This is a genomic window from Pseudomonas sp. E6002, assembly GCF_013385565.1.
In the GTDB taxonomy this organism is placed as follows: domain Bacteria; phylum Pseudomonadota; class Gammaproteobacteria; order Pseudomonadales; family Pseudomonadaceae; genus Aquipseudomonas.
In genome coordinates this window covers 91,259-109,054 of record NZ_JACAPT010000013.1, presented here as the reverse complement: position 1 = coordinate 109,054, position 17,796 = coordinate 91,259, and the positions used below count along the sequence as shown (strand labels likewise).

General features: G+C 58.0%; 16 protein-coding genes and 2 tRNA genes. 1 reads left to right on the top strand and 17 read right to left on the bottom strand.

Annotated elements, in window-relative coordinates:
- Positions 1-94 precede the first annotated feature (94 nt).
- From rpsO to rlmE, 14 genes are all read right to left on the bottom strand, one after another.
- Entirely contained in the window at positions 95-364 is a 270-nt protein-coding gene (rpsO, locus tag HX815_RS13230; protein WP_003177875.1) for a 30S ribosomal protein S15, read from the bottom strand.
- A gap of 159 nt (positions 365-523) precedes the next feature.
- Positions 524-1,441 carry a tRNA pseudouridine(55) synthase TruB gene (gene truB / locus HX815_RS13225; protein ID WP_003212182.1) on the bottom strand — a complete coding sequence of 306 codons (918 nt, stop codon included), beginning with the start codon at positions 1,439-1,441 and terminating at the stop codon, positions 524-526.
- Between the two features lie 3 nt (positions 1,442-1,444).
- Positions 1,445-1,846 carry a 30S ribosome-binding factor RbfA gene (gene rbfA / locus HX815_RS13220; protein WP_003212184.1) on the bottom strand — a complete coding sequence of 134 codons (402 nt, stop codon included), beginning with the start codon at positions 1,844-1,846 and terminating at the stop codon, positions 1,445-1,447.
- 159 nt (positions 1,847-2,005) lie between these two features.
- Entirely contained in the window at positions 2,006-4,528 is a 2,523-nt protein-coding gene (gene infB, locus HX815_RS13215) for a translation initiation factor IF-2 (protein ID WP_003212186.1), read from the bottom strand.
- Between the two features lie 27 nt (positions 4,529-4,555).
- Positions 4,556-6,037 carry a transcription termination factor NusA gene (nusA, locus tag HX815_RS13210; RefSeq protein ID WP_003212187.1) on the bottom strand — a complete coding sequence of 494 codons (1,482 nt, stop codon included), beginning with the start codon at positions 6,035-6,037 and terminating at the stop codon, positions 4,556-4,558.
- A 47-nt stretch (positions 6,038-6,084) separates the two neighbouring features.
- Positions 6,085-6,543, bottom strand: a complete 459-nt coding sequence (rimP, locus tag HX815_RS13205; protein ID WP_003235029.1) for a ribosome maturation factor RimP — start codon at positions 6,541-6,543, stop codon at positions 6,085-6,087.
- Between the two features lie 140 nt (positions 6,544-6,683).
- Positions 6,684-6,760: transfer RNA gene (locus HX815_RS13200), tRNA-Met, on the bottom strand.
- A 96-nt stretch (positions 6,761-6,856) separates the two neighbouring features.
- Positions 6,857-6,942 (bottom strand) — tRNA-Leu (locus tag HX815_RS13195).
- Positions 6,943-6,963: 21 nt separating this feature from the next.
- Entirely contained in the window at positions 6,964-7,347 is a 384-nt protein-coding gene (gene secG / locus HX815_RS13190) for a preprotein translocase subunit SecG (RefSeq protein WP_026078118.1), read from the bottom strand.
- A gap of 4 nt (positions 7,348-7,351) precedes the next feature.
- Positions 7,352-8,107, bottom strand: a complete 756-nt coding sequence (gene tpiA, locus HX815_RS13185) for a triose-phosphate isomerase (RefSeq protein WP_003212194.1) — start codon at positions 8,105-8,107, stop codon at positions 7,352-7,354.
- Positions 8,108-8,173: 66 nt separating this feature from the next.
- On the bottom strand, positions 8,174-9,511 hold the full coding sequence (glmM, locus tag HX815_RS13180) for a phosphoglucosamine mutase (protein WP_003212196.1): 1,338 nt from the start codon (positions 9,509-9,511) through the stop codon (positions 8,174-8,176).
- A 16-nt stretch (positions 9,512-9,527) separates the two neighbouring features.
- Positions 9,528-10,379, bottom strand: a complete 852-nt coding sequence (gene folP, locus HX815_RS13175; RefSeq protein WP_087693399.1) for a dihydropteroate synthase — start codon at positions 10,377-10,379, stop codon at positions 9,528-9,530.
- Between the two features lie 8 nt (positions 10,380-10,387).
- Positions 10,388-12,298: an ATP-dependent zinc metalloprotease FtsH gene (ftsH, locus tag HX815_RS13170; protein ID WP_008436840.1), complete on the bottom strand. Its 1,911-nt coding sequence runs from the start codon at positions 12,296-12,298 to the stop codon at positions 10,388-10,390.
- A 200-nt stretch (positions 12,299-12,498) separates the two neighbouring features.
- Complete coding sequence (gene rlmE, locus HX815_RS13165) at positions 12,499-13,149, bottom strand: 23S rRNA (uridine(2552)-2'-O)-methyltransferase RlmE (RefSeq protein WP_003212203.1); 651 nt, start codon at positions 13,147-13,149, stop codon at positions 12,499-12,501.
- Between the two features lie 105 nt (positions 13,150-13,254).
- Here rlmE and yhbY point away from each other — a divergent pair, with 105 nt between their 5' ends.
- Positions 13,255-13,563 carry a ribosome assembly RNA-binding protein YhbY gene (gene yhbY, locus HX815_RS13160; protein ID WP_003212205.1) on the top strand — a complete coding sequence of 103 codons (309 nt, stop codon included), beginning with the start codon at positions 13,255-13,257 and terminating at the stop codon, positions 13,561-13,563.
- An 8-nt stretch (positions 13,564-13,571) separates the two neighbouring features.
- Here the strand turns inward: yhbY and HX815_RS13155 are convergent, their stop codons facing one another.
- The 3 genes from HX815_RS13155 to carB are packed head-to-tail and all read right to left on the bottom strand — an operon-like array spanning position 13,572 to position 17,699.
- A complete protein-coding gene (locus HX815_RS13155) occupies positions 13,572-13,976 on the bottom strand; it encodes an MFS transporter (protein ID WP_177028395.1) in 405 nt (134 codons plus the stop codon).
- 28 nt (positions 13,977-14,004) lie between these two features.
- Positions 14,005-14,481: a transcription elongation factor GreA gene (gene greA, locus HX815_RS13150; RefSeq protein WP_003212209.1), complete on the bottom strand. Its 477-nt coding sequence runs from the start codon at positions 14,479-14,481 to the stop codon at positions 14,005-14,007.
- Positions 14,478-17,699 carry a carbamoyl-phosphate synthase large subunit gene (gene carB, locus HX815_RS13145; protein ID WP_003212212.1) on the bottom strand — a complete coding sequence of 1,074 codons (3,222 nt, stop codon included), beginning with the start codon at positions 17,697-17,699 and terminating at the stop codon, positions 14,478-14,480. The genes greA and carB overlap by 4 nt, the downstream gene beginning before the upstream one ends.
- Positions 17,700-17,796 lie beyond the last annotated feature (97 nt).

The window sequence follows — 17,796 nt, the reverse complement described above, 5'->3', positions numbered from 1 at the left end:
TATCCAGATAAAACTTGAGGCTGGAAGCCTGCCATGGGCCAGCGGGAAACCCACTGACACACGACAGCCAACCAACCTCTAGCGCAATCGCTTATTAGCGACGCAGACCCAGGCGACCGATCAGAGTCTGATAACGACCCAGATCCTTGCCTTTCAGGTAGTCCAGCAGCTTACGGCGCTGGTTTACCATGCGGATCAGACCACGACGGGAGTGGTGATCTTTACCGTTGGCCTTGAAGTGACCTTGCAGCTTGTTGATGTTGTGGGTCAGCAGTGCAACTTGCACTTCTGGCGAACCAGTGTCACCAACAGCTTGCTGATAGTCAGCAACGATTTGTGCTTTTTCTTGAACGTCGAGAGCCATGAGGCAATCCTTTTTTCAGGAAACCACCCAAAGGGCAGTTTCAACAGGCCAGGGACAAATCCCTGTATCTAAAAATGAGTAGTGACCATGCCTGCTAACAGCCACCCTCGTTCCAGTTTGAGTAAAAGCTACTGCGCTTTTACCACAAACTGGTTTCGGTCATTCTGACCGAATCAGTCGACGCGGCGCGATGCGCCCGTCTTCGCTCACTTCACCGATACCGATAAAGCGACCGTTGTGATCTTGTACCCGCACCATGCCGAACTTCGGGGCATCCGGTGCACGTACCGGCTGGCCGTTAAGCCAGTAGAACGCGCTGTGCTCCGAGAAGTGCAGCAATGGCCAATCCAGTAAACCGCTGTCCGATGGCATCAGGAAGCGATCAACCGCTTCGTTGCCGCCTTCGGCATGCACTGCTTCCAGCTCTTCCAGCGTGACCGTCTGGGCCAGGGTGAAAGGGCCTGCCTGGGTGCGTCGCAGTTCTGCAACGTATGCGCCACAGCCTAGTTGCTCACCGATATCTTCCACGAGGGTACGGATATAGGTGCCTTTGCTGCAGTCCACCGCCAACCGGGCAGTGTCGCCTTCAGCGGCGAGCAATTCCAAGCGCGCAATAGTAACAGAACGCGGTTCGCGCTCCACCACTTCCCCTGCACGTGCCAGCTTGTATAGAGGCTGGCCATCACGCTTGAGAGCCGAGTACATCGGCGGTATCTGACTGATTTGCCCACGAAAAGCAGGTAAGGCAGCTTCGATATCAGCACGACCAACGGTCACCTCGCGAACCTGCAAAACATCACCTTCGGCGTCTGCCGTGGTGGTGGTCTTGCCCAGTTGCATCAGGGTCTCGTAGCCCTTGTCGGAATCGAGCAGGTATTGCGAAAACTTGGTGGCCTCGCCGAAGCACAACGGCAACACGCCGGTGGCCAAGGGGTCGAGGCTGCCGGTGTGCCCTGCCTTCTCGGCATTGAGCAGCCAGCGAACCTTCTGCAACGCCGCATTGGAGGTAAAACCAATGGGTTTGTCGAGCAGAATGATGCCGCTGACATTACGACGGATGCGTTTGACCTGAGCCACCGATTACTCCTTGGCGTCTTCAGGCGTGGCGGATTCCGGGTGCTGATTGTCTTCAGCCACGGCCCGCTCGATCAGTGCCGACAGGTGCGCGCCACGCACGACACTTTCGTCGTAGTGGAAGTGCAACTGAGGAACGCTGCGCAGCTTCATTTCACGGGCCAACTGCATACGCAGGAAACCTGCGGCGGAGTTGAGCACCTTGATGCTTTGCGCGATTTCTTCGCTGTTGTCCTGGCCCATCACGGTGATGAAGATCTTGGCGTGACCAACGTCACGGCTGACTTCAACGGCGGTGATGGTGACCAGGCCAACACGTGGGTCTTTTACTTCACGACGGATCAGCTGTGCCAACTCACGCTGCATCTGATCGCCGATACGTTGGGTGCGGCTGTATTCTTTTGCCATGTCTTGTTACCTGTTGCTGCCACACGGTGAAACCCGTGGGGTCTGAAAGCGGCAAACGCCCGGCCTGACAAAAGCCAGACCGGGCGTTGCGTTTAGAGTCCGGACACAGCGCCAGGCATTTGCATGCCCGGGCGCTGCGTGGCCCTTGAAGTACGCGAGTTAGAGGCTGCGAGCAACCTGGACCTTCTCGTAGACTTCGATCTTGTCACCCGCCTTGACGTCGTTGTAGCTCTTGACGCCAATACCGCATTCCATGCCGGCACGTACTTCGGAAGCGTCATCCTTGAAGCGGCGCAGGGATTCCAGCTCGCCTTCGAAGATAACGATGTCTTCACGCAGTACACGGATTGGACGGTTACGGTGCACAACACCTTCGATAACCATGCAACCGGCGATCGCGCCGAATTTCGGCGAGCGGAACACGTCACGCACCTCGGCCACACCCAGGATGTTCTCCCGGACGTCGCTGCCAAGCATGCCGGTGAGAGCTTTCTTGACGTCTTCGATGATGTCGTAGATGACGTTGTAGTAACGCATGTCCAGGCCTTCCTGCTCGACGATCTTCCGTGCGCCAGCATCGGCACGCACGTTGAAGCCGAACAGTACAGCGTTGGAAGCCAGTGCCAGGTTGGCGTCGGATTCGGTGATACCTCCGACACCGCCACCGACAACACGCACTTGCACTTCGTCGTTACCCAGGCCGTTCAAGGCGCCGTTCAACGCCTCGAGGGAACCACGAACGTCAGATTTGAGGACGATGTTAAGCGTCTTCTTCTCTGCCTGGCCCATGTTCTCGAAGATGTTTTCCAGCTTGCCGGCGTGAGCACGGGCCAGCTTGACTTCGCGGAACTTGCCTTGACGGAACAGAGCCACTTCACGGGCTTTCTTCTCGTCCGACAGCACGCTCATCTCGTCGCCAGCGTCCGGGGTACCGTCCAGGCCGAGGATCTCGACAGGGATGGAAGGACCGGCTTCCTTGATTGGCTTGCCGTTCTCGTCGAGCATGGCCCGTACACGGCCATAGTTCGAACCGACCAGGACCATGTCGCCTTGGCGCAGGGTACCGTCTTGAACCAGAACGGTTGCAACCGGACCACGACCCTTGTCGAGACGCGATTCAACCACAACACCACGACCCGGGGCCGATGGAGTTGCTTTCAGTTCGAGAACTTCGGCTTGCAGCAGGACAGCTTCGAGCAGTTCGTCTACACCGGTACCGACTTTCGCCGAAACCGAGACGAATGGCGTATCACCGCCCCACTCTTCGGAAGTCACGCCGTGAACCGACAGTTCGCTACGGATGCGATCGAGATCGGCGCCCGGCTTGTCGATTTTGTTCACTGCAACAACCAGAGGAACACCAGCGGCTTTAGCGTGCTGGACAGCTTCAATGGTCTGCGGCATTACGCCGTCGTCCGCTGCAACTACCAGGATCACGATGTCAGTCGCCTTGGCACCACGGGCACGCATGGCGGTAAACGCTGCGTGACCAGGGGTGTCGAGGAAGGTGACCATGCCGCGTTCGGTTTCAACGTGGTATGCACCGATGTGCTGGGTGATGCCGCCGGCTTCGCCTGCTGCTACCTTGGCACGACGGATATAGTCGAGCAGCGAGGTCTTACCATGGTCAACGTGGCCCATTACGGTCACGACTGGCGCACGGGAGAACGTCTCGCCTTCAAACTTCAGGGACTCGGCCAGGGAATCTTCCAGGGCGGTGTCGCTGACCAGGGTCACTTTGTGGCCCAGCTCTTCAGCAACCAGTTGGGCAGTTTCCTGGTCCAGTACCTGGTTGATGGTCGCTGGGGTACCCAGTTTGAACATGAACTTGATGATTTCAGCAGCCTTGACCGACATCTGATTGGCGAGGTCGCCAACAGTGATGGTCTCGCCGATCTGCACGTCACGCACGACAGGGCCGGTTGGGCTCTGGAAACCGTGGGCGTTGCGCTTCTTCAGCTTAGCCTTGCCGCGACCACCGCGACGGAAGCTGTCGCTTTCTTCGTCGGTAGTACGTGGGGCAACGCGTGGCGCTGGCGCCTTCTCTTTGACCGAAGCACGATGTGGAGCGTTTTTGCGCTCACCATCGCCACTGCCACGACGATTGTTATCGTCGGCACGTGGTTTGTCCGGGCGGCGAGGTTCTTCGCGTTTGCGAGCGTCGGCTGCAGGAGCTGGCGCGGCGGCAACCGGAGCGGCCTCACGAACAGCTTCAACAGGCGCGCTAGGCGCAGCAACGGCCTCAGTGTTAGCAGGTTGCGCAGCAGCAGGCTGGCGACGCGCTTCTTCTTCGGCGCGACGCTTGGCTTCTTCTTCAGCCTTCTGACGAGCAGCATTTTCTACTGCGCGACGTTCTTCCAGTTCGCGTTTGCGCTCGGCTTCGATTTCTTCCGGGCTGCGCTGTACGAAGACTTTCTTCTTGCGTACTTCAACGCTGATGCTCTTGCTGCCAGCAACACGCAGGGTGCTGGTGGTTTTGCGCTGCAATGTAATCTTGCGCGGTTCTTCCACTTTCGCCTTGTGGCTGCTCTTCAAGTGAGTCAGCAAAGACTGCTTCTCACTATCGCTCACACCTTCATCGGCGGCGGTGTGCGGCAGACCTGCCTCACGCATCTGCTGCAACAGGCGCTCTACCGGTGTTTTGACCTCATCGGCCAGTTGTTTCACCGTGACTTGCGTCATGCACTTCTCTCCTCAGGCCGCGCCTAATTACTCGAACCAATGGGCTCGGGCGGCCATGATCAACTTGCCGGCACGATCATCGTCAATGCCGTCGATGTCGAGCAGGTCGTCAATAGACTGCTCGGCCAGGTCTTCGCGGGTAATTACGCCGCGCACCGCCAGTTCCATCGCCAAATCCTTGTCCATACCCTCAAGCGAGAGCAGGTCTTCGGCCGGATGGGCGTCTGCCAGCTTTTCCTCAGTAGCGATGGCTTTAGTCAACAAACGATCCTTGGCCCGAGCGCGAAGCTCGTTGACGGTGTCTTCGTCAAAGCCGTCGATGTTGAGCATTTCTTCCAACGGTACGTAGGCAATCTCTTCCAGGCTGGTGAAGCCTTCATCTACCAGCACCTGTGCCAGGTCTTCGTCGACTTCCAGCTCGTCGATGAAGTTGCGCAGGATGTCACCGGTTTCTGCTTGCTGCTTAGCCTGGATGTCCGATTCGGTCATCACGTTCAGGGTCCAGCCGGTCAACTGGCTGGCCAAACGTACGTTCTGACCACCGCGACCGATGGCCTGAGCCAGATTGTCTGCGCCAACGGCGATGTCCATTGCATGGGCATCCTCGTCAACGATAATTGCCGCCACTTCAGCAGGCGACATTGCGTTGATCACGAACTGCGCCGGGTTATCGTCCCACAGGACGATGTCCACACGCTCACCGCCCAATTCGCCCGACACTGCCTGGACGCGCGAACCGCGCATACCAATGCAAGCGCCTTGCGGGTCGATGCGTTTGTCCTTGGAGCGGACCGCGATCTTGGCGCGTGAACCCGGATCGCGGGACGCAGCCATGACTTCGATCAGGCCTTCGGCAATTTCCGGCACTTCGATGCGGAACAGCTCGATCAGCATTTCCGGCGCGGTACGCGACAGGATCAACTGAGGGCCGCGGTTCTCGGTGCGGATTTCCTTGAGCAGCGCACGCAAGCGCACGCCAACCCGGAAAGTTTCGCGGGAAATGATGTCTTCGCGGGCCAGCAACGCTTCAGCGTTGTTACCCAGGTCGACGATCACGTTGTCGCGGGTGACTTTTTTCACGGTGCCGGAGATGATTTCCCCCAGGCGCTCGCGATAAGCGTCAACGACTTGAGCGCGCTCGGCTTCGCGGACCTTCTGCACGATGACTTGCTTGGCAGTCTGTGCAGCGATGCGGCCGAACTCGATGGATTCGATCTTTTCTTCGACGACATCACCGACCTGGGCGCCCGGATGCGTTTCAGCAACCTTGCTCGGCCAGGTTTCGATGGCCGGATCATCAAGATCGGCTTCTTCGACGACCGTCCAGCGACGGAAAGTCTCGTAGGCACCGGTGTGGCGGTTGATTTCCACACGCAGATCAACTTCGTCTTCAAAACGCTTTTTGGTAGCAGTGGCCAGGGCCAGCTCCAGCGCTTCAAAAATCACGTTTGCCGGTACGCCCTTTTCATTGGATACCGACTCAACAACCAGCAGTACTTCTTTGCTCATCGTACGCCTCGCCTTTCGCAAGCCATTGGATCCGCGGGATCCGCGTCTCAGTCAAAACTGGGAATAATGTTGGCCTTGTCGATCATATCGATCGGCAACAGGAACTCATGGTCTTCTACCTGCACCACGACGTCCTGCTCTTCTACACCGCGCAGAAGGCCCTGAAAGTTGCGTCGCCCTTCAAAGGGAGAGCGCAGCTTGATCTTCACTTGTTCACCGGCAAATTTTGCAAACTGATCAATAGTGAACAGTGGGCGTTCCATGCCAGGCGAGGAAACTTCGAGGGTGTATTCAACGGAGATCGGATCTTCAACATCCAGGACACCGCTGATCTGACGGCTGACAATGGCACAATCGTCCACCAGCACGCCGCCCTCTTTATCGATATAAACGCGCAACATTGAGTGGCGACCTTGAGCCGAAAACTCAATACCCCAGCATTCATAGCCTAGGGCCACGACCACCGGGGCCAACAAGGCCTGCAACTCTTCTAGCTTGCTCGACACCTGAACCCCCTCGTGCATGTATGTGCATGCTGTGCAAAATAAAAAAATGGGCGAAACGCCCATCCTTGAAACGCCGTCGAACAGCGGCGTTGAAAGTGTCCAGCTAACAAAAAGCCCCTTAAAAGGGGCTCCGCTAAAACTGGTTGCGGGGGCCGGATTTGAACCGACGACCTTCGGGTTATGAGCCCGACGAGCTACCAGACTGCTCCACCCCGCGACAAAGCTGGGGCGGAAGTATACGACCGATCCCTTACAGGGTCAATGTAACCTTCCACCTACAAGAAAGCCCGCAACAGCGGGCTCTCCTGATAATTGGTACCGAGAAGGGGACTCGAACCCCTACACCCTATGGGCACAACCACCTCAAGGTTGCGTGTCTACCAATTCCACCACCTCGGCAATACAGCGTTTACAACCTTCTTACTTCTGCTCTTGAGCTGGAGGTACGTCAGTCGCTGGAGTAGCCGACTTTTGCTCTTGAAGCACCGGGACATCATCAGAAGCCGGTTTTGCTTTTGGTACTTCCAACACTGCTGGGTTTGGGAGACCTACTTGAGTCAGCACATGAGCTTTCTCTTTAGCAAAGTAACCTAACCCCAAGCTGGTTATGAAGAAACCGGCGGCAAGTATAGCAGTAAACTTACTAAGAAAGGTAGAGGAACCTTGGCTTCCGAACACAGTATTTGAAGCACCTGCCCCGAAAGACGCACCAGCGTCCGCACCTTTACCCTGCTGCAGCAAAACCAGAGCAACTACGCCCAGTGCACCCAGCAGATGAAAAACAACGATGACTGTTTCCAGCATTTTTTCAGTTTCCCGCGGCGCGACAAATCGCACCGAACTCATCTGCATTCAGGGAAGCTCCACCAATGAGCCCCCCATCGATATCCGGCATGCCGAACAGTTCGACCGCATTGGCCGCCTTCACGCTGCCGCCGTATAGAAGCCGCACACCTCGTGCGACCTCAGAATTCTCTGCCGCCAACTGCGCGCGGATGGCTGCGTGCACATCCTGCGCCTGTTGCGGCGAAGCAGTCAGCCCGGTGCCAATGGCCCAGACCGGCTCGTAAGCAATTACTGCATTTGCAAAGGCACCGACTCCCAGCTCCTCGATGATGCTGCCCAGCTGACGCCCGACAACCTCAAGAGTTTTACCGGACTCACGCTGCTCAAGGGTCTCCCCTATGCACAACACCGGAACCAAGCCGCAAGCCTGTGCCGCCGCGAATTTGCGATTGAGTGTCCCATCACGCTCGCCCATGATCTGGCGGCGCTCGGAGTGCCCAACAAGCACCAGGGAACAACCCGCATCAACCAGCTGACTCGGTGCAATCTCACCGGTCAACGCACCTTGCATGGATTCCACCGCAGAGTTCTGCGCGCCGACCTGGATCGACTTGCCTTTCAAGCCATCAATCACTTGATTGATATACAAGCAAGGCGGGAATACCGCGACATCAACACCGCTAGGCAAGGCCAAATGACGAAGGCCATTGATCAGCTCAGCGACACTGGCGCGGGTACCGTGCATCTTCCAGTTACCAGCTACCATAGTGCGACGCATGCTGTACCTCGTCGGTCAAAGTGGGCGCAGATGTTACCCAACCACATCATCACTGGCAAGCCGAATTCAGGCGCAAACTTCAGTTACCAGTTTTGCCAGCTCTTCGGCATAGCCGCGAACCTGTGTTTCGTCCTCGCCCTCGACCATTACACGCACCAAAGGCTCGGTACCCGACTTGCGCAGCAAGACCCGGCCACGTCCCGCCATGGCGGCAGTCACGCGCTCACTGGCCTCTTTGACAGCCGGATGCTCGATAGGGTTGTCACCGCCTGCAAAGCGCACGTTGAGCAGCACTTGCGGGCACTTGCGCAACGCCTGCCGCGCCTGGGCCAGGCTTTCTTCACGGCGACGCAGCGCCAGCAGCACCTGCAGCGCCGCAATGATCGCATCCCCGGTAGTCGTGTGCTGGAAGCAGACGATATGACCGGAATTTTCGCCACCCACCTGCCAATTACGCTCCAGCAGGTCGGCAATCACGTAGCGGTCACCGACATTGGCGCGCACAAACGGGATCCCCAGATCTGCCAGGGCCAGCTCCAGGCCAAGATTGCTCATCAAGGTACCGACGACGCCGCCTTGCAGCTTGTTACGCTCATGCAGGTCACGGGCGATGATGAACAACAGGTCGTCGCCATCGACGATCGCGCCAGTGTGGTCGACCATCAATACGCGGTCGCCATCACCATCGAACGCGATGCCCAAGTCGGCATGCTCAGCCAGGACAGCCGCCTGCAACTGCCCCATGTGGGTTGAGCCGCAGTTGTCGTTGATGTTCAGGCCGTTCGGCTGCGCCGACAGTACAGTAACGTCTGCGCCAAGCTCCTTGAACACACTCGGTGCGACTTTGTACGTCGCGCCGTGGGCGCAGTCGATGACGACCTTCAACCCGGCAAAATTGGTGCTGCTAGGCACGCTGCTTTTGCAGAATTCGATGTAACGGCCGGAAGCGTCGTTAATCCGCGATACCTTGCCCAGCTTGCTCGATTCGACGACGGTCATCGGCGCATCCAGCAACTCTTCGATCATGTGCTCGATCTCATCCGGCAGCTTGGTGCCCTGGCCCGAGAAGAACTTGATGCCATTGTCATCGTGGGGATTGTGCGAAGCGCTGATCACGATACCGGCTTCAGCATGAAAGGTACGCGTCAGGTAAGCGATCGCCGGCGTAGGCATCGGCCCCAACAGCATCACATCAGCGCCGGCAGCAGACAGACCTGCCTCCAGCGCAGACTCAAACATATAACCCGAGATACGCGTGTCCTTACCCACCAGGATACGGCAGGCCCCCATGCTGCGGAACGCCATGCCGGCGGCCCAGCCCAGCTTGAGCATGAAATCGGGAGTAATCGGGAATTCGCCGACCCGACCGCGAATGCCATCGGTGCCAAAATACTTTTTAGTCATAAGTGCTCCATCATTCTTATTCGGCTGATTCAACCGCTGCGATCATCCGCACTACATCTATCGTCTCGGCCACGTCATGCACGCGCAAGATGCGCGCACCCTTGACCACGGCAAGTGCCGCAAGTGCCAGGCCGCCATGCAGCCGCTCACCCACGGGACGATTCAACGCCAGACCTATCATGCTCTTGCGCGAAACCCCGACCAACAAGGGGCGACCAAGGGCATGCAGGGATTCCATATGCTTGAACAGGCTTAAATTGTGCTGCAAGGTCTTGGCAAAGCCAAATCCCGGGTCGAGGATTATCCGCTCGGGAGCAATCCCCACCGCCGCGCATTGAGCCATGCGCTCGGCAAGAAAACCTTTCACTTCACCGACCAGATTGTCGTAATGCGGGTCGTCCTGCATCGTGCCCGGCTCGCCAAGCATATGCATCAGGCAAACCGGCAGCCCCGTCGCGGCGGCCGCATCCAGAGCGCCATCGCGCTGCAAAGAGCGCACATCGTTGATCAACCCTGCACCCAGCCGCGCAGTTTCGCGCATAACGGCAGGAGTCGAGGTGTCGACAGAGATGATGACGTCCAGCTCTTGATGGATGCGCTCGACAATCGGAGCAACCCGCTCCAGCTCCTCCAGGGGAGAAACTGCGCGCGCACCGGGCCGGGTTGATTCGCCACCGACGTCAATCAGAGTCGCACCGGCAGCCACCATCGCTTCCGCATGGCGCAACGCAGCATCAAGCTGACTGAAGCGACCACCATCGGAAAAGGAATCAGGGGTTACATTAAGAATGCCCATAACGTGTGTATGGGCCAAATCAAGAACCCGGCTGCCGCAAGGCAACCGGGTCGAGGACAACGCAGAAGTCATTTCAAACCTTAATGGTCAGCAGCCGGGCCGCCGATCGGGGCTTCAGGGCGTTCGTTCTGTACCACTGGCGGCGTGCCCGAAGTACCCGAACCACCTTCCCAATCGCGAGGCTCGCGAGGCGTACGACCAGCCATGATGTCGTCAATCTGCTCGGCATCAATGGTCTCGTACTTCATCAGGGCATCAGCCATGGCGTCGAGCTTGTCGCGGTTGTCGGTGAGGATCTGCTTGGCCGTGCCGTAGCACTGGTCAATGATGCTGCGCACCTCGGAGTCGATCAGCTTGGCTGTCTCGCCGGAGAAGCTGGCAGCTTGACCACCACCACCGCGACCCAGGAATACTTCGCCTTCTTCCTCGGCATACATCAAAGGACCGAGTTTCTCCGACAGACCCCACTTGGTCACCATGTTCCGTGCAATCTGGCTGGCACGCATGATGTCGTTGGAGGCACCGGTGGTAACACCATCGAAGCCCAGGGTCATCTCTTCGGCGATCCGGCCGCCATACAGCGAGCAGATCTGGCTGATCAAGGCACGCTTGGAGAGGCTGTAGCGATCCTCTTCCGGCAGGAACATGGTGACGCCCAGCGCCCGGCCACGAGGAATGATCGATACCTTGTAGACCGGGTCATGCTCAGGCACAACGCGACCAACAATGGCGTGACCGGCTTCATGATAAGCGGTGTTCTGCTTCTCTTTCTCGGACATGACCATGGATTTGCGCTCGGCGCCCATCATGATCTTGTCTTTCGCCAGCTCGAACTCCTTCATTTCAACGATGCGCTTGCCGGTACGGGCGGCAAACAGCGACGCCTCGTTCACCAGGTTGGCAAGGTCGGCACCGGAGAAGCCTGGAGTACCACGGGCAATCACGGCCGGAGCCACGTCGTCGCCCATTGGCACTTTGCGCATGTGCACTTTCAGGATCTGCTCACGACCACGGATGTCTGGCAACCCGACAACGACCTGACGGTCAAAACGGCCCGGACGCAGCAAAGCGGGGTCGAGTACGTCTGGACGGTTGGTTGCAGCGATCACGATGATGCCGTCGTTCATTTCAAAGCCGTCCATCTCAACCAGCAACTGGTTAAGCGTCTGCTCACGCTCATCATGACCGCCGCCCATGCCGGCGCCACGATGGCGACCAACGGCGTCGATTTCATCGATGAAGATGATGCACGGAGCGTGCTTCTTGGCCTGTTCGAACATATCGCGAACACGGCTGGCACCTACACCGACGAACATTTCGACGAAGTCGGAACCGGAAATGGTGAAGAAAGGTACTTTGGCTTCGCCGGCAATGGCCTTGGCCAACAGGGTTTTACCGGTACCTGGCGGGCCAACCATCAGCACACCGCGAGGAATACGGCCACCCAGGCGCTGGAACTTGCCCGGATCGCGCAGGAACTCAACCAGTTCGCCCACTTCTTCCTTGGCTTCGTCGCAGCCTGCAACGTCAGCCAGGGTGGTTTTCACCTGATCTTCGGAAAGCAGGCGTGCCTTGCTCTTGCCGAAGCTCATCGGCCCGCCCTTGCCTCCCGCACCACCTTGCATCTGGCGCATGAAGAACATGAACACGGCGATAATCACCAGTATCGGGAAGCTGGCCACCAGGAGCTGGGTCCAGATGCTCTGCTGCTCAGGCTGCTTGCCTTCGACAACCACGTGGTTATCCACCAGGTCGCCGATCAGGCCATTGTCCTGGATTGCCGGACGGATGGTCTTGAAGCTGTCGCCATCGTTGCGCTTGCCGGTAATCACGTAGCCATCAACTGCTACGCGCTCGACCTTGCCATCCTTAACTTGCTGGATGAAGTCGGAATAGTTGAGGGTCTGCGGCTCGTTAGGGCTGGAGAAGTTGTTCATCACCGTCACGAGGACAGCCGCGATGATCAACCACAGGATCAGATTCTTTGCCATATCGTTCAATTAACTACCCTCTGAAGCAAGCTCCGCTACTGGCGCGTGCTTCGCATGATATTCACCGGCCTAACTTACTACATTACCTACAACTCTGGCAGGCGCCGTCTGTAACCCTTTGTGAAACTTTGACTACACAATATTCGTAAAGCTTCGTGACGAAAGCGATATAAAAAAACCTATCGCCTCCGTCAAATTTCTCAAAAACGCTCTTCACTGGCAGCGCCTTCAATGCCACGGAAGCCGCGACCCAGCAAATACTGCTCGCGAGACCTGTCCCGGGAAGAGTCAGGCTTGCGTGTCTGTACCTTGTCGAACAGTTTGCGGATGTTCTTGTGATACTCGTCGAAGCCTTCACCCTGGAAGACCTTGACCAGGAAGTCACCACCCGGACGCAGTACCCGTCCTGCCAGGTCCAGTGCCAATTCGCACAAGAACATGGCTCGCGGCATATCAACAGCCGGTAATCCACTCATATTGGGGGCCATATCGGAAATCACAAGGTCTACCTGCGAATTTCCGACGGCCTCAAGGATCTGTGCCAGCACTTCGTCCTGGGTAAAATCGCCGTGAACAAAGGTCACGTCAGGGATGCTGTCCATTTCCAGGATGTCGGAAGCGATCAAACGACCTTGTCCACCAATCAGACGACTGGTCACCTGGGACCAGCCACCCGGGGCGGCACCCAGGTCGATAACGCTCATGCCAGGACGGATCAACTTGTCCTTTTCCTGGATCTCCAGCAGTTTGTAGCTGGCCCGGGAACGGTAGCCATCCTTTTGCGCCATTTTGACGTAAGGGTCGTTGAAATGCTCTTGCAGCCACTTAAGGCTAGTTTTGGAACGGGCCACGGGCCACCTCGAAAATAAAACGGGTCGTGATTAACTGGGCGGTCCCGGACTCGCTCGGGTAAACTGGCCGCCGCTTTTTACAAGATCAGACGCAGGGGTCAGATTATGCCGCTCACTCAAGAGCAGAAGAAACAGTACAAATCCATTGGCCACCATCTGAAACCAGTTTTGATTGTGGCTGACAACGGTTTGACTGAAGGTGTGTTAGCCGAACTTGAACGCGCATTGGGCGATCACGAGCTAATCAAGATCAAGGTCAGCATCCTTGATCGCGAGGCGCGCCTGGCAGCTATTGCAGAACTGTGCAAGGCTGGCAAAGCGGACCTGGTTCAGGTCATCGGCAAGATGGCGCTGCTGTATCGCAAGAACTTCAGCGCCAACAAGCAACTGTCGAACGTACACCGCTTCAAGTGAAACAAGGGTCACGGGCGTGCTTCGCACGCCCTGCCACTCCATCCTGGCGCCGGCTGTACAACCAGCACCAACCCGGAAAACCCTAGCACAAGATAGCTGAACAGCTGCCAGCGCAACGCCTCCGGCAGAAAGATGCGCACCACGCAAAACATTGCGCACGCATACAGCGCCATCAACAGCAGTTGCCCGCGAATATCCCGCCACAGACTCCCCAAGCCCTCGGCCTTGATCAGCACCAGCGCCTGAAGCGTCACGCACGCCGCTGCAAAACTTACCAGCAACGCGCTTAATAATCCGCTGACCTCATCGATCAGCAACGGTGCCAGGCCAATCAGGCCCAGCGCCGGCAGCACACCAATATGTAACAGCCATAGGCCGCCAACCCAAAGCATCTGGGCAAACTGCCAAAGCATGGCGCCCGCACGAAGCGGGCGCCGTCTTTCAGATGTGACGAACTTCGACAATCTCGTACTCGATCACGCCACCAGGCGTCTTGACGGCCACCACGTCACCCTCTTCCTTGGCAATCAAGGCGCGGGCCAGCGGCGAACCGACGGAGATCTTGCCGAGTTTGAAGTCGGCCTCGTCTTCACCCACGATGTGGTACACCACGCTTTCGTCAGTCTCGACGTTGGCGATTTCCACGGTGGTGCCGAAAATCACCTTGCCGGTATGCGGGATGGTCGTGACGTCGATAACCACCGAATTCTGCAAGCGGCCTTCGATGTCACGGATCCGCGCCTCGACCATACCTTGCTGCTCGCGGGCAGCATGGTATTCAGCGTTTTCCTTCAGGTCACCCAATTCCCGGGCCGTACCGATGTCCTGGCTCAGCTTCGGACGGACGACCTTGGTCAGGTGGGCGTGCTCTTCTTCCAGGGCTTTTGCGCCCTGGACGGTCATTGGGTATTTGATCATGCCTTCAATCCTGCGTGTAGATCCTGCAAGCGACGCACGGTTTTTTCAGGACCGAACTTCAGCGCTTCGCAGATAGCTTCGCCAGCAGCAATGGTGGTGGTGCAGTAGATCTTGTGCTGCAAGGCGTTACGACGAATGGAGTAGGAGTCCGCGATCGACTGGCGACCTTCGGTGGTGTTGATGATCAAGGTGACTTCGTCATTCTTGATCATGTCGACCACGTGTGGACGGCCTTCCGTCACCTTGTTCACGCGACGCACTTTCAGGCCGGCAGCCTCGATCAGCTTGGCGGTCCCGGCAGTGGCCACGACTTCGAAGCCCAAGTTGATCAGATCACGGGCCACACCTGCAACCAGCGGCTTGTCATCATCGCGCACGCTGATGAACGCAGTACCGCCGGTAGGCAGCACTTCGCTGGCGCCCATCTGGGCTTTGGCGAATGCTTCACCGAAGGTATCGCCCACGCCCATCACTTCACCGGTGGACTTCATCTCCGGGCCCAGGATCGGGTCCACACCAGGGAATTTGGCGAATGGGAACACCGCCTCTTTCACACTGTAGAAGTTCGGAATGATTTCCTTGGTGAAGCCGATTTCCTTCAAGGTCTTACCGGCCATCACACGGGCAGCAATCATTGCCAGGGAAACACCGATGCACTTGGAAACAAACGGCACGGTACGCGAGGCGCGCGGGTTGACTTCGATGACGTAGATGTCTTCGCCTTGCAGCGCCAACTGTACGTTCATCAGGCCGACCACGCCCAGCTCCAGGGCCATTTTCTTGACCTGTTCGCGCATCTCGTCCTGGATGTGTGCAGGCAGCGAGTATGGCGGCAGCGAGCAAGCGGAGTCACCGGAGTGAACGCCAGCCTGTTCGATGTGCTGCATGATCGCGCCGATCACCACGTCGGTGCCGTCGCAGACCGCATCCACGTCCATCTCGATGGCGCAGTTGAGGAAGTGGTCCAGCAGCACCGGGCTGTCGTTGGACACTTTCACCGCATCACGCAGGTAACGCTTGAGTTCGTCTTCTTCGTAGACGATTTCCATCGCCCGGCCACCCAGTACGTAGGACGGACGCACCACCAGCGGGTAACCAATCTTGCTGGCCGCGCGGATCGCTTCGTCTTCGCTGCGCACAGTGGCGTTTGGAGGCTGACGCAGGTTCAGGCGCTCAACCATCTGCTGGAAGCGCTCACGGTCTTCGGCACGGTCGATAGCGTCAGGGCTGGTACCGATGATCGGCACGCCAGCAGCTTCAAGTGCGCGAGCCAGTTTCAACGGGGTTTGGCCGCCGTACTGGACGATCACACCTTTTGGCTTCTCGACACGGCAGATTTCCAGTACGTCTTCCAGGGTTACCGGCTCGAAGTACAGACGGTCGGAAGTGTCGTAGTCAGTAGAAACAGTTTCCGGGTTGCAGTTGACCATGATGGTCTCGTACCCGTCTTCGCGCAGGGCGAGAGCGGCGTGTACGCAGCAATAATCGAACTCGATGCCTTGGCCGATACGGTTTGGACCGCCGCCCAGGATCATGATCTTGTCGCGGCCCGACGGCGCGGCTTCGCACTCTTCCTCGTAGGTGGAGTACATGTATGCGGTGTCGGTGGCGAACTCGGCCGCACAAGTATCAACGCGCTTGTAGACCGGGAAGATGTCCAGCTTGTGGCGATGGGTGCGCAGGTTCTTCTCGGTCACGCCCAGCAGCTTGGCCAGACGCATGTCGGAGAAACCTTTGCGCTTGAGGCGGAACATCAGGTCGCGGTCGATGGAGGACAGACCGAGGGTCTTGACCTTCTCTTCTTCCTTGATCAGATCTTCGATCTGCACCAGGAACCACGGGTCGATCATGTTCATGCCGAAGATGTCTTCGACGGTCATGCCGGCGCGGAAAGCATCGGCCACGTACCAGATACGCTCGGCACCCGGCACGGTCAGCTCGCGCTTGAGCACGCTCATGCTTTCCGGGTTGCTCAGGTCGAGCTTCTCGTCCAGGCCGCAAACGCCCACTTCCAGGCCGCGCAGGGCTTTCTGCAGGGACTCCTGGAAGGTCCGGCCGATGGCCATGACTTCACCGACCGACTTCATCTGAGTGGTCAGGCGGGCGTCGGCTTTCGGGAATTTCTCGAAAGCGAAGCGTGGCAGCTTGGTGACGACGTAATCGATCGACGGCTCGAAGGAAGCCGGTGTTGCGCCGCCGGTGATTTCGTTCTGCAGCTCGTCCAGGGTGTAACCGATCGCCAGCTTGGCGGCGATGCGCGCAATCGGGAAGCCGGTAGCTTTCGATGCCAGCGCCGAAGAACGCGATACACGCGGGTTCATCTCGATCACAACCATGCGGCCAGTGTCCGGGCAGATGCCGAACTGGACGTTGGAGCCACCGGTTTCCACACCGATCTCACGCAGCACCGCCAAAGAGGCGTTACGCATGATCTGGTATTCCTTGTCCGTCAGGGTCTGTGCCGGCGCAACGGTGATCGAGTCACCGGTGTGCACGCCCATCGGGTCGAAGTTTTCGATCGAGCAGACGATGATGCAGTTGTCCTTCTTATCGCGGACAACCTCCATCTCATATTCTTTCCAGCCGATCAGGGATTCGTCGATCAGCAGCTCTTTGGTCGGAGACAGGTCCAGGCCGCGGGCGCAGATTTCTTCGAACTCTTCACGGTTGTAAGCGATACCGCCGCCGGTGCCGCCCATGGTGAAGGACGGACGGATGATGCACGGGAAGCCCAGGCGCTCAAGGACCGCGTTGGCCTCTTCCATGCTGTGGGCGATACCGGAACGCGGGCAATCAAGGCCGATGGACTTCATGGCCTTGTCGAAACGCGAACGGTCTTCAGCCTTGTCGATGGTGTCGGCATTGGCGCCGATCATCTCTACGCCGAACTTCTCCAGGACGCCTTCGCGCTCCAGGTCCAGTGCGCAGTTCAGGGCGGTCTGGCCACCCATGGTTGGCAGCAGGGCGTCCGGACGCTCTTTCTCGATGATCTTGGCAACGGTCTGCCACTTGATCGGCTCGATGTAGGTGGCGTCGGCCATGTCCGGGTCGGTCATGATGGTGGCCGGGTTGGAGTTCACCAGGATGACGCGGTAGCCCTCTTCGCGCAGGGCCTTACAGGCCTGGGCGCCGGAGTAGTCGAATTCGCAGGCCTGGCCGATCACGATCGGGCCAGCGCCGAGAATCAGGATGCTTTTTATGTCTGTACGTTTTGGCATGGGTTTGTCACTCAAATCCGCAGGTCAGTCGGCAAGCCGTCTTGAACAATCTTTGAAGAGCCCGAGGGGGCCGCCGGTTTCCCGGGCCGCCCTCAGG